This is a genomic window from Kiritimatiellia bacterium (assembly GCA_026417735.1).
In the GTDB taxonomy this organism is placed as follows: Bacteria; Verrucomicrobiota; Kiritimatiellia; order PWTM01; family PWTM01; genus CAACVY01.
This window is the reverse complement of sequence record JAOACR010000023.1, coordinates 1-12,054: the sequence shown is the minus strand read 5'-3', so window position 1 is coordinate 12,054 and position 12,054 is coordinate 1. Positions and strand designations below refer to the sequence as shown.

The following is a 12,054-nucleotide window of genomic DNA, read 5'->3' as shown; positions in this document are numbered from 1 at the left end:
CGACGCGGCTCTTACCGCGCCTAGTTTCTTCCGGCTTCTTGCCAGAGCTCAGTGGTCCGGCTACGCTGCCTCGCGCAAGCGCCGAATTGACGGGATTCCAAATCGCTCGCCATCACGGAAAGGAGAGACGCGATGAAACCGGCCTGGGCCCGCTGTCCGATGATCGTGGTTGCGCTCGGATTGCCCATATTGTTCCAGAGCGGCACCCGTGCTGAGTGGCCGCGATTCCGCGGCCCTAACGGGAACGGCATCGTCGAGGACAAGACGTTTGACCCGAAGGGGGTTGAAACGGGCCAGATCGAATGGACTGTGACGGTCGGCAAGGGATACTCGGCGCTGTCGGTGGTTGGCGGCACCGGCGTCACGCTCGGCAACGACGGGGAGAGAGACCACGTCGTCGCGCTGGATATTGCGACAGGACGTGAGATTTGGCGGCACAGTTACCCCGCGAAACCGGGCAGTTATCCCGGACCGCGCGCGTCGCCGTGGATTGAGTCGGATCGCGTCTACACGTTGGGGTACTGGGGGGACGCCGCCTGTCTCGATCTGAAGACCGGCAGGCTGGTGTGGTCGCGCAACGTAGCGAAGGAGATCGGCGCGGATGTCGGCCGTTGGGGGCTGGCCGGCTCGCCGGTGATCGTCGGCGAAGTCGTTTATCTCAACGTTGGCCGTTCGGGCTGTGCGCTGGACAAGGCCACTGGGCGAATGCTCTGGAACGGCGGTGGCGGCACCACCGGCTATTCAACGCCCGTGCCGTTTCAGCGGCGGGGGCGGCTGCATTTGGCGCTGTTTGGTGCCAAAGCGTTCTTGATTGTGGATGCGTCGAACGGGAAGGTTGTCATGGAACATCCGTGGGAGACCTCGTGGGATGTGAACGCGGCGGATCCCGAGCCTGTGGCGGAGAACCGGTGGTTCATTTCGTCCGGCTACGACAAGGGCTGCGCACTGCTGGACGTGTCCGGCCCGAGGCCGCGGGAGGTATGGCGGAACAAGACGATCGCGAGCCACTTCAGCAGCGTGGTGCTGCTGGAGGGCCACATCTACGGCTGCGATGGGAACACGGGGCGGGGTGATCTGGTCTGCGTGCGTGCGGCCGACGGCCAGGAGGTTTGGCGGCAGAAAATGGGTTTCGGTTCGGTCATCCTGATCAACCGTTGCCTCGTGCATTTCAACGAGAAGGGCGATATCACTGTTGTGGAGGCTTCGCCGGCCGGCTACCGCCCGCTTGCGCGCCGGGAGCGTGTGGTCACGGATGGCAAAATCTGGACCGCGCCAGTGTGGAGCGGCGGGCGGCTGTTCATGCGAAGCGATCGCGGCACCATCACGAGCCTGCGGGTGTCGCGCTGAGTGGATGGCCGGTCCGATGGATCCGAGGGGCGAAGCGGCGCCGGCGACACGCGCGGTGGTGTGCCGTTGTGTGTGGAGCCGGCGCGTGGAGCCGTCGGCGGCGGACGCGGTCGCAGCCGCGCTGGCGGCTGCGGGGTGGACGGTCCGTACGGTGGACGATCTCTGCGAGGCCGCCGCGGTCGCTGCGAGTTGGTGGCTCGAATGGTTGCGGGAGCCGTCGCCGGGTGTCATTTGCGCTTGCCGGCCGCGTGCGGTCCGCGCGCTGATGGCGCACACGCTTGGCGGTGCATTGCCGGCGGTCCGGTGTGTGGACCTCGTGGCTGCGGACGCGACGGAGGCGGTGCGTCGTGTCGGTACGGCGTCGGCGGTGTGTGCCGCGCCGTCACGCGAGCTGCGATCCGCAGCAGAAGGATGGTTGCCCTGGTTCCCGGTGATTGATCCGGCCCGCTGCACCGCCTGCGGCCTGTGCGTCGAGTTCTGCCTTTTTGGTGTGTACGAGCTGAAGGAGGGCCGTGTCCGTGTGGCGAGGCCGGCGAACTGTCGGCCGCGGTGTCCCGCCTGCTCACGGATCTGTCCGGAGATCGCGATCGTGTTTCCGAAGTATGACGAGCCGCCGATGGATGGGTCCGAGGTCACTGACGAGGCGTCGGAGAGAGCGCGCGCGGTGCGCGAGCGGCTGGAGATGCTCGGTGGCGGTGAGTTGCGCGACGCGCTGGAGGCGCGCCGGCGCCGTGCCCTGGCGGCCCGCGCGACCGCAGAACGGGCGAGCGGCGGGCGCGGCTCGGGGCCATCGGCATGATCGCCGCGCGGCTGCTGTGGCGATGGGCAACGGGCAGCTCGCCGATGCTGCTGGCGAGGTTTGCCCGAGCGGCGTTCCGGTCGGGACGGGCGGTGCGCAGGTGGCGGCATGCGCTCAGCTCGGGGCGGCCAGCCGCGCCACCGTTTCTGTTCATTTCAATAACGGACGAGTGCAACCTCGCTTGTCTTGGGTGCTGGGTGACGCCGTCACGCCCGCCGCGCGCGATTGAACCGGCCACGCTGGATCGTCTGATCGCCGGATGGATCGCCGACGGTGGTGCGCCACTGATCGGGCTGCTCGGCGGCGAGCCGCTGTTGTATCCGGCGCTGTTGGAGGTGATCGGCCGGCACCCCGATGCGTACTTTCAGGTGTTTACCAACGGATGGCGGTTGGACGAGGCGGTCGCGCGCCGGTTTCGACAACTGCGCAACGTGTCGCCGTTGATCAGCATTGAGGGAACTGGCGGGGCGGCGGACGAGCGGCGTGGCGCACGGGGCGCGGCGGATCGGGCATGGGCGGCGGTTGCGGCGTGTCGTCGTCACGGCCTGATCACTGGTGTCGCCACGAGTCTGTGCCGAAGTAACTTGGCGGACATGACGAGCGAGGTGTTTCTGCGCGAGTGCGTCCAGCGGGGGGTGCACTACGTCTGGTACTACCTCTACCGGCCCGTGGGTCCCCGGCCCGCGCCGGAGCTGGCGCTGGACGAACAGCAGATTCGAGAGGTGCGGGAGTTTCTGGTTGCAGCGAGGGGCCGGTGGCCGTTGCTGCTGGTGGATTCCTACTGGGACGAAGAGGGGCGCGCGATCTGTCCGGCGGCAATCGGACTGAGCCATCATGTCGGCCCCGGCGGCGACATCGAGCCTTGCCCGGTGATCCAGTTCGCCGCGGAGTCGGTGGGGGATGGCCGTCGCGTCCGCGAACGGATCGCCGCCTCGCCGTTCTTGGCGACAGTCCGCGCGCGGCTGGCGGAGGCGGGCGGAGGGTGTATGGTGCTGAGCGATCCGGCGGGTCTTGCCGAGTGCCTTGACCGGGTCGGCGCGCGCGACACCAGCGGGCGCGGTACCGCGCGCGCGGAACTGGCGCGGATGCGGCCGCGGTCGGATCATCGGCTTGCGCCGCCGGTTGCGGAAAGGGTGGCGATGTACCGCCGCTTGAAACGAACTCTGTTTTTCGGGATGAGCGCATATGGTTGAGACGAACCCGTTCTCGGCGCCACCGGCGGCGGACCGTGACAACGCCGTGCCCGCGGACCGGGCGGATCGCGAGCGACTTCGCGCCGCGGCGGATCGGTATGCGCGGCAGCACGAGTTGACGCCGCCGCTGACCGCGGACGATCTGCGGATGCATGCGCGGCGCCTGCTCGTGCGCGAGGGCGGGGCGCCGGAGTGGTTGGAGTTCGTCGCGGTGTTGCTGAACAACGCGCTCTGGCGCGACATCGTCGCGGCGACACCCTTCGATCGACGACTGCTGTTGCTGCCGCAGTGTCTGCGCCCCGCGCGGGACTGTCCGGCGAAGACCGACGCGCTCGGCGTGCTATGCCAGGCGTGCGGCCGCTGCCCGATCGGTGAGATCCAAGAGCTTGCGGAGCGGCTGGGGTATCTGACGTTGGTCGCGGAGGGGGCGACGGTCGTCAGCCGGCTCATCGAGAGCGGGCAGGTGGACGCGGTGATTGGCGTGAGTTGTCTGTCGGTGCTGGAGCGCGCGTTTCCGCGGTTATCGGCGGAGGCGATTCCCGGCATTGCAATTCCGCTATTGCGCGAGGGCTGTCGGGACACTTTGATGGATCTGGACTGGGCGCGGGAGGCGATCGAGCTGCGGTCGTCGGCGGAGTGGTTTGGCCGCAGCGACCTGGAGCGGCTGCACGAGGAGGTGATGGGCTGGTTTCGAGAGGAGGAACTGCGGCGGTGGTTTGGCGCACCCGCGGGCTCCGCGGAGCGGATCGCGCGCGAATGGCTTGCGCGCGGCGGCAAACGGTGGCGGCCGTTTCTGGTGGCCGCGGCCTGGCGGGCGCTGCAGGAGAACGGTCAGCAGGTTCCGCCGCCCGTGCGATCGCTCGCGCTTGCGGTGGAGTGCTTCCACAAGGCCTCTCTGATTCACGACGACATCGAGGACGGGGATCCGATTCGCTACGGCCGGCCTGCCGTTCACGTCGAGCATGGCGTGCCGATTGCGATCAACGTGGGGGATGCGCTGGTCGGCGAGGGGTACCGGCGCATCGCCGAGTGCGGCGCGCCGGCGGAGCGGATCGCCTCGTTGTTGGCGGCCGCGACGGAAGGGCACCGTGCGTTGTGCGAGGGGCAGGGCGAGGAGCTCGCCTGGCTGCGCGAGCCCCGGCCGCTCGAACCGCGGCAGGTGTTGGACATCTTCCGGCTCAAGACCGCGCCGGCGTTCGAGGTTGCGCTGCGGCTCGGGACGCTTGCGGCGGGGGACCGCTCCGCCGCAGTGGAGGCCGCCGTTCGCGAGTACAGCGCCGCGATCGGCGTCGCGTATCAGATCCGGGACGACCTGGACGATCTGGATGAACCGCCGGCCGACGGGGATTTGGTACCGCGGCTATCGATCCTGTCGGCGCTCGCATGGGAAACCGCCGCCGGACCGCAGAAGCAACGCGTGGCCAATGACTGGTGCCGCCCCAGCGCCGGTGCGGCCGCACGGTTGGCAGCGTTCATTCGCCAGGCGGGAGTGGTGGAACGGGCCCGCTTGCTGTTGGAACATCACCGGAACGCCGCGATTCGCTCGCTCGAGCAGCTGCACAACGTTCATCTAAAAAGCCTGCTGCGACGGATCGTTGGCCGGATGCTGCCGAGGCCATGAGGTCGGAGCGCTGCGGCGTCGGCACGCTTTCACTCTTGGACCGTTGCCGGATGCGGCTCAAAGACGGCGCGGCGCAGCTGAGCCACGAGCATCGCGCGAAGTTGTACCGCCGCCTCATCGAGCTGCGCGCGCCGGAGGGGGGATTCCAGGGACTTGACGGCCGCGGGGACCTGTACTTCTCGGCGTTTGGATTTGAACTGGCCGAGGTGTTCCTCCTGTCCCCGCGGCCGGTGGACATTGCCTATATCGAGACGAGTTCGGCGGTGGGTGCCGACGGCATTGCCGCGATCTCGTTGTTGCGGTGCCGGCGCGCCCTGGGGTGCCAGCCGGTCGCGACGCCGGCGATCGCGGAGAGGCTGGCGGCAGGGATACCAGCCCCGTACGAGCAGTTTCTGACGCTGTTCGCGGCGGACCTGATCGGGTCGGACGCTCTCTCCGGACTTGCGTCGCAGCGAGCGCGATCGGATTTGGTGGCCTCCACAGTACGGCCCATGCTCGCGACAACGCTGGCGGCCGCCATCGCGGTCGCCGTCCGAACGGGCAATGTAGAGGTGGTGGACGAGCTCGCGGCGCGACTGCTTGAATTGCGACATTCGGCAGGTGGCTGGAGGGTGGCGGCAGCCCTGCCGGACGCTGATCTGCTGGCGACCGCAGCCGCAGTGTTCGCGCTGGACTATGCGGGCCACCGCCCGCCGGAGCGCCGTCAGCGCGATCGCCAGTTTGTGCTCGCGCACCGCTGCGCGGATGGCGGCTTCGCACAGCGGCCCGGCGGTGGCATTTCGGATGTGGAGTCGACCTGGTATGCGTTGCTTGCGCTTGGCGCGGCGACGAACCGGATCGGAGACTCGGACGCTTGAGAGGCGGCGGGATCATTGCGTTGGGGTTGGTGTGTGCCGCGGCGGTGGGTGCGCTGTATCTGTTCGGGCGCACCCAGCCGATCGTGACCGTAGAGCGCTCGCAGCCGGTGGTGACCACCTCGCCGTGCGAGATGTGTCAGGGTAGGGGTCAGGTGGTCTGTTCCGCCTGTGGCGGGTCAGGCTCGACGACCGGCGTGGAAACCTCTTGCCCCACCTGCAAGGGAAAGGGACGGGTCGTCACCGGTTCGCTGTTGCGGCGAGCGCGACCGGACCGTGCGCTCGGCTCTGCGGAGTCGCCCTGTCCGGCCTGTCGCGGTACGGGAAAGACCACCGCCGCGCGGACCACCTGTCCGGTCTGTGAGGGGCGTGGTCGCTTGCCGTGCGGCACGTGCTTCGGGAGCGGCAGTCGGGAGACTGGCAGCCAGCGCGTGTGGCGCGCCGCGCGCGCAGAGCTTTCGTGGTGGGAGCGGTTGCTGTCGTGGTTGGGCATTGCGCCGGACGAGAACCCGCCGCCGCAAGTTCGGCCGGACGGTTCCGTGCCGCTGGTTGAGCATCACCTGCGGCTGTTTGAAACGCCGGCGCGGCGGATTGAGCCGATCGCCTGGCGGGGCGTGCGCCGCAGTGGTGCCGCATGGGAGGTCGGCGTACGGATCCGGATTCGCGAGGACCGGAGCGAGCGCGAAGAAGAGCGAATCGTGCGCGTGCAAAACCGCGAGGTCACCCACGTGCTGCGGGCGGCGGCGACACCATGATGCCCAGTGGTGGTCAGCGGACGCGCGGCCGGTAGTTCCGCAACAGATCGAGCATCGCGCGGTCAAGCTTGTGACCGTGCCACTCCTCGTACTGCACGTCCGCCCGGCCGCTGTCGAGCGGACCGAAGGAACCGCGGAAGTTCCACATTGCCCAGCCGATGCGGGCCTCTTGCCAGAGCCGCAGCCAATCTTCGAGCCACGCGAGCGCGACAGCATGGGGCGTCTTGTTGAAGCAACCGAACTCGCCCACGAAGACCTCCTCGCCTTGGGCTCTGATCGCAAGCCATGGCGCCAGGTACTCCCGCAGCGGCTGGTCGCGCATCACGCCCGGCGGGGGCAGCAGAGCGCCGGTCGCCGCGACCGCCCAGGTCTGTTGCGTTTCTCCCCAGCGCGGAACCGCCCCGACTGCCACCGAAGGCCGGCCGGGCATTTGAATGCGCAGCTCCCGGAAGAGAAGCCAGTCGCCCTTGTCGGCGCGAACCTCGAGGCGGGAGCACGGCGCCGCCAGCTCTATGCGGAGTACCTCCGCGGTTCGAGCGCGGAAGATGGGCCAGCGAGGCTCGTCGGGATCGCGTTCCCAGCGCGGACTGGCGGCCGGCGCGATGGTTGAGCGTGTCGCTAGCACTCCGTTCGTGCAGACGGCGACCTCCAGGGAACCGCTGATCTGCACAAGATCCAGCTCCACCGTGGTACCGGCCGGGACCGCGCCGGTGAGCACCAACGAGGAGCGGTAGTCCGGCTTCACGGGGCCATAGAGGTAACCGTTAAGTTTGAGTTCCGGCCATGTTGGCACGGGCCATCGATCGGACCCCCGCACCCAGCTGGCGCGGTAGTGCGAGATCGTGGCCGGATGATAGCCGCGGGTGGCCTGGATCACGTTCGAGTACACCAGAAACTCCTCGCACGGCGTGCGGCCCACCTCGTAGCCATCCACGATCACTGGCCGCTCCGGGTCAATCGCGTGAATCGCTTCAATCGCACGGGCATGTACTGCGACATGCCGTTCGCGCGTGGTGCGGGCGGGTTCGTTCAGCAGGTTGAAGCTCAGCTCGCCGGCGGGCACGCCGCGGTAGCGGCGCGCGAACATTTCCCAGTGGCGCACGAACGATTGCTGCGTCGCCTCGTCGGTCCACAGGTCCGCCGGTTCCGGTGGCGGATTGATGCAGAAGCCGGGTGCGCGATGAAGGTTGATGCAGACGTGAATGCGATATCGCCGCCCGAATTCGACCGCCTGGTCAATCTCGCGCAGCACCGACTCGTTGAAGTTGGTCGAGAGGTGGTCCGGTGCGTAGCAGCGGTAGTCCATGGGCAGCCGAACGAAGTTGAACCCCAGTTCCGCAATCCAGCGGAAGTCGTCTTCGACAAATGGCCGCTGGTTACGGGCAGTGAATTTTTCCAGCAGGTTGAACCCGCACCAGCCCGCAGGATCCGGCGGTGCGGAGAAGGATGTCCATGCGGCCGCCGCACAAACGGCGAGGAGTGCAGATCGCTGTCGCATCGGCTGGTCCTCCTTGGAACGACGCGGCACTCTATGGTTCACGGGCGCGCTGCGCAACCCCGACGGCTCAGGGCCGCCGACGATCACCGGGGGGGGTGAACGGGCTGATCCAATTTCGCGAGCCGCTCGCGCAGCGCCATGGGCAGACGGGCGAGACAGGGCGTCTCTTTCGGGCGCCGGCAGAGCGAGGCGAGGTGGCGCAGTCCATGCCGCAGCACGTCGGCGGGCCGGCAGCGCGCGGTGCAGGGATTCCTCGGGTCTTGCTGCCCCTGCGAATGAAGGTCCGCGGTGGAAATCTCGATGGCCGTGCCAATGTCCGCAGGGGCCCGGGCGAGCAGTGCGAGATAGGTCAGCACGATACCGGTGGGCGTGCAGCGCCAGCTGGTCGAGTGCACCCAGAGCGGGCGGCGCCGGCCCAGCGCACGGCGGGCGACCAGGTCGGGAGGACCGTCCAGCGGCACGAGAAGCCGACGGGCGCGGAGATTTCCATCCCAACACGGTGGCAGCACAAACAGCTCCAACCGGATCCGGAGCGACTGTGGCGCGCGGGTGGTCATATCGACGGCTCGGCCGGCACCGAAGGGCGGCCCCACGGCGCGACGGCAACCGAGGGCAGAACAGCACCCCGTTCGCCGACCCGCACCACGTCGAGCGGCGCGGGAAAGAGTTCACGGAGCCGTGCGGCGGTCCAGAGCGGCGGGTCGGAGCAGACGAGGAGGGTGCCGTCGCGCAGCGCGACGAGATCGTCGGCCCATGCGAACGCGAGGTTCGGATCGTGCAGCACCGCCACGACCGTGTGGCCGGCGTCCCGCCAGGCGCGCATCCGGCGCATCAGTTCGGTCTGCCGGTGCAGGTCGAGGTGCGCGGTCGGTTCGTCCAGCAACAGCACCGGCGGCCGCTGCGCGAGCAGTCTGGCGATCATCACGCGCTGCTGTTCGCCTCCAGAGAGCGCGGTGTACGGGCGGGCGGACAGCTCGGTGAGGCCGAGCTCCGCGATCGCCTCGTCGGCGGCGTGTTCATCGGCGGGCGACGGCCGCCATCCGCCCAGTCCGACGCGCCCGCTGAGCACAACGTCACGAACGGTCAGTGGAAACACCGCGCGGTGCTGCTGCGGCAGGTAGCCGACCAGGCGCGCGCGTTCACGCGTCGGCAACTCGCGCAGGTCGCGACCACCGAGCCGTACAACACCGCTGGCGGGTGGATGAAGACCGGCGAGCACACGCAGCAGCGTGGTTTTTCCGCCCCCGTTGGGCCCCAGCACCGCGGTGAGCCGACCGGCGCGAATTTCGAGCGTCAGGTCGCGCAGCACGTCGTGTGTGCGGTAGGCCGCGCGGAGCTGGCGGACTTCGATCGACACGGTCGGCACGCGGTTCACGCCTTCAGGCCTCCCACGGGATGCGTGAGCGCCGCAGCAACCAGAGAAACGTCGGCGCGCCGAGCGCGGTGGTGAATACGCCCACCGGCAGCTCGAAGCTGAACACCGTGCGCGACAGCGTGTCCACCGCGACGAGCGCCGCGCCGCCGCCCAGCATTGCCGCGGGCAGCAGGTGGCGGTGGGCCGCGCCGGTGAGCAGCCGTGCGGCGTGCGGCAGCACCAGACCGTAGAACCCGATCACGCCGCCGGCGGCGACCGCCGCGGACGCGGCCAGCACCGCCGGCGCCAGCGCCCAAAGCCGCGCCCGGACTGGATCGAGGCCGGCGGCGCGAGCCTCGTCGTCGCCGAGCGCCAGCGCGTCCAGCCGCCATGCTTGCGCGAGCAGCAGCGCCAGGGACGGCACGATCCACGGGGCGGCCAGCCGCACCGCGGGCCAGCCAGCATGGTGGAGCCGGCCCATCGTCCAGTGCACGATCGTCTGCAGTCGGAAGGGATCGGTCCAGAACTGGACGAGTGTGAGCCCCGCGGTGAAGAGCCCCCCGATCACGATTCCGGCCAGCACCAGCGAGAGGACCGCCGTGCGGGGGCCGCCCCGCGCCGCCACATGCGTGAGGCCTACCGCGCCCAGCCCGCCCGCGAAGGCGGCCGGTGCAACCCACCGCACCCCGGCGGCCAGCGCCAGCGCGGCCGCGAACGCAGCACCCGAGGAGATGCCCAGCACGTACGGATCCACCAGTGGATTTCGAAACGCCGACTGCATCGCCGCACCGGCGCCGGAGAGCGCCGCGCCGACCAGAAATGCCAGCAGGATCCGCGGCAACCGCACCTCCAGCAGGATCTGCCGCACCAGCTCCATCCGTTCTGGATCGGGCGCCGGTGCGCCGATCGAGGCGGCGAGGGGCCACCGCAGCCAGTCGTGAATCGTCAGTGCGGAGGTTGGCCCGATCACGAGCGAAGCCGCGATCACGGCCGCCGCAGCACCGACCATCATCCACCATCGGGCGCGATCGCTCACCGGAACCACGCCTCCGCGCGCGGACCGTAGAGGAAGACCATGATCGGACGTAGCTCCGTTGCTTCCGGCGCCGGCCGCATGGGGTCGGGGCGGCACCACGCGGCGACGACCTTCGCCGCATAGATGTACTTCAACGTCCAGAGGTCGCACCAGAAGGGGGAGGGCAGCACATGGACACGGCCCTGCCGAACGGCGGGTACCGCGCGCCAACCGGGGAGCTCTCCCAGCGCGGCGGGCGACAGCGCGGAGGGCCACATCACGATCAGCTCCGGCCGCCAGCCGAGTACGTCCTCGATGCGGACCACGACGTGTTCAGTCGCGGCGCTGCAGACGTTCACCGCGCCGGCCAGTTCGAGCAGTTCGTGTGCGGCGCTCGCACGGCCTGCGGTGTCGAGCGGGCTCTGTGGCCACATGAAGTAGGCGCGCGGCGCTGGACCCGGTGCGGCGGCGGCGCGCATCGCGGCGGTCTGGCACTGTGCCCAAGTGACCAGCTCGCGCGCGCGTGCCTCGCGGCCCGTCCGCCGGCCCAGCTCGATCACCTCGCGGTGCACGTCCGCAAAACTGCGCACATCCACCCCGTGCACGCGCAGACCGTGGCGTTCGAGCGCGTCGATCGCTTCGCGCTGTGCGGCCCAGAGCACCACCAGATCCGGGCGCAGCGCAAGCACGCGTTCGATGCTGACGAAGTCCCAGTTGCCCGGCGTGGCGAGCTCTCCGCGCGCGAGCCGCGGATCCAACGCCGCGTAACGCCGTCCCGCTTCCCCTCGCGTTGCGTCCGCGGGCACCCCGACGAGTGCGCCGTCCGCTCCCAACATGTAGAGCGTGCTCAGCGCGCTTTCGAGCAAGCAGACCACGCGGCGGGCGGGCGCCTCCGGTCGGGCCGGAGACGGCAACAAGAACACCGCCGCCGCGACCGCGAGCGTCGCGGCGGCGGTTCGTCCCGTCCGGGCCTCAGAACGACGCCTGAACGCCGACCATCGCCGAGAAGCCGGGGTCCTGGAACTGCCACGGCATCTCGAACTCATTGTTCGTAACGTTGTAGAGCTCAACGTAGAGATCCACGCTGCGAGCGCCGGACCGCCACAGCCCTTTGCGCACGTCCACGTTCACGACCTCGTAGGCGTCGAACTTGCGGCGATTCGACTTCGAGGTGCTGTCGTAGATCGAGCCCGCAAGGTGCAGATAGGCGGCGACCGTAATGTCCGCCGGCAGCGCGAGCGTGATACCGAGATTGCCCATGTGGGCGGGCACAAACGGCACGTCCGCACCGTCCTGGTCCGGGTCCTCGTCGTTTTCGATGTCGGTTTGAGTGTATGTGTAGTTTGCGAACGCGCCGAGCCATTCGGTGAGCGGGCGCCGCAGATCCAGCTCGATGCCCCAGGCGGTGGTGCGGCCGGCGTTCACCGATTGCGACTGGGACGGCGTCTCGCTGACGACGGTCTCCACGATCGCGTCGTCCACCACGTTCGCGAAGGCGCGCAGGGTGGCGAGGTAGCCTTTCGGGTAGACGAAGTGCAGGCCTGCGTCCGCGCCGAGGCCGGACTCCGGGTCGAGGTCCGGGTTCGGGAGCTGGCCATTGCGGCCGGGCACGCCGCGG

At 69.1% G+C, this 12,054-nt stretch carries 12 protein-coding genes; 6 read left to right on the top strand and 6 right to left on the bottom strand.

All coding sequences use genetic code 11. The features are described from left to right. Window positions 1-132 precede the first annotated feature (132 nt). Genes N2652_11680 through N2652_11655 form a run of 6 tightly spaced genes read left to right on the top strand, consistent with a single transcriptional unit; the run spans window position 133 to window position 6,569 of the window. Window positions 133-1,347 carry a PQQ-like beta-propeller repeat protein gene (locus N2652_11680; protein ID MCX7819845.1) on the top strand — a complete coding sequence of 405 codons (1,215 nt, stop codon included), beginning with the start codon at window positions 133-135 and terminating at the stop codon, window positions 1,345-1,347. Window positions 1,348-1,363: 16 nt separating this feature from the next. Then, on the top strand, window positions 1,364-2,146 hold the full coding sequence (locus N2652_11675; GenBank protein MCX7819844.1) for a ferredoxin family protein: 783 nt from the start codon (window positions 1,364-1,366) through the stop codon (window positions 2,144-2,146). Beyond that, window positions 2,143-3,339, top strand: a complete 1,197-nt coding sequence (locus N2652_11670) for a radical SAM protein (GenBank protein ID MCX7819843.1) — start codon at window positions 2,143-2,145, stop codon at window positions 3,337-3,339. Before N2652_11675 ends, N2652_11670 begins: the two co-directional genes overlap by 4 nt. Further along, entirely contained in the window at window positions 3,332-4,960 is a 1,629-nt protein-coding gene (locus N2652_11665) for a polyprenyl synthetase family protein (protein MCX7819842.1), read from the top strand. The genes N2652_11670 and N2652_11665 overlap by 8 nt, the downstream gene beginning before the upstream one ends. Continuing rightward, a complete protein-coding gene (locus N2652_11660) occupies window positions 4,957-5,817 on the top strand; it encodes a hypothetical protein (GenBank protein MCX7819841.1) in 861 nt (286 codons plus the stop codon). Before N2652_11665 ends, N2652_11660 begins: the two co-directional genes overlap by 4 nt. Then, window positions 5,814-6,569: a hypothetical protein gene (locus N2652_11655; protein ID MCX7819840.1), complete on the top strand. Its 756-nt coding sequence runs from the start codon at window positions 5,814-5,816 to the stop codon at window positions 6,567-6,569. The genes N2652_11660 and N2652_11655 overlap by 4 nt, the downstream gene beginning before the upstream one ends. 13 nt (window positions 6,570-6,582) lie before the next feature. Here N2652_11655 and N2652_11650 read toward each other — a convergent pair whose 3' ends face one another. The 6 genes from N2652_11650 to N2652_11625 form a co-directional block, all read right to left on the bottom strand. Continuing rightward, window positions 6,583-8,067, bottom strand: a complete 1,485-nt coding sequence (locus tag N2652_11650) for a cellulase family glycosylhydrolase (GenBank protein ID MCX7819839.1) — start codon at window positions 8,065-8,067, stop codon at window positions 6,583-6,585. A gap of 83 nt (window positions 8,068-8,150) precedes the next feature. Next, entirely contained in the window at window positions 8,151-8,624 is a 474-nt protein-coding gene (locus tag N2652_11645) for a hypothetical protein (protein ID MCX7819838.1), read from the bottom strand. Further along, the gene (locus N2652_11640; protein MCX7819837.1) at window positions 8,621-9,442 is read right to left on the bottom strand and encodes an ABC transporter ATP-binding protein; all 822 of its coding nucleotides are present in this window, start codon (window positions 9,440-9,442) and stop codon (window positions 8,621-8,623) included. The genes N2652_11645 and N2652_11640 overlap by 4 nt, the downstream gene beginning before the upstream one ends. Window positions 9,443-9,446: 4 nt before the next feature. Beyond that, window positions 9,447-10,457, bottom strand: a complete 1,011-nt coding sequence (locus N2652_11635) for an iron ABC transporter permease (protein ID MCX7819836.1) — start codon at window positions 10,455-10,457, stop codon at window positions 9,447-9,449. Further along, the gene (locus tag N2652_11630; protein ID MCX7819835.1) at window positions 10,454-11,353 is read right to left on the bottom strand and encodes an ABC transporter substrate-binding protein; all 900 of its coding nucleotides are present in this window, start codon (window positions 11,351-11,353) and stop codon (window positions 10,454-10,456) included. The genes N2652_11635 and N2652_11630 overlap by 4 nt, the downstream gene beginning before the upstream one ends. 55 nt (window positions 11,354-11,408) lie before the next feature. Beyond that, the coding region (locus tag N2652_11625) for a TonB-dependent receptor (protein ID MCX7819834.1) at window positions 11,409-12,054 on the bottom strand (646 nt) is incomplete at its 5' end.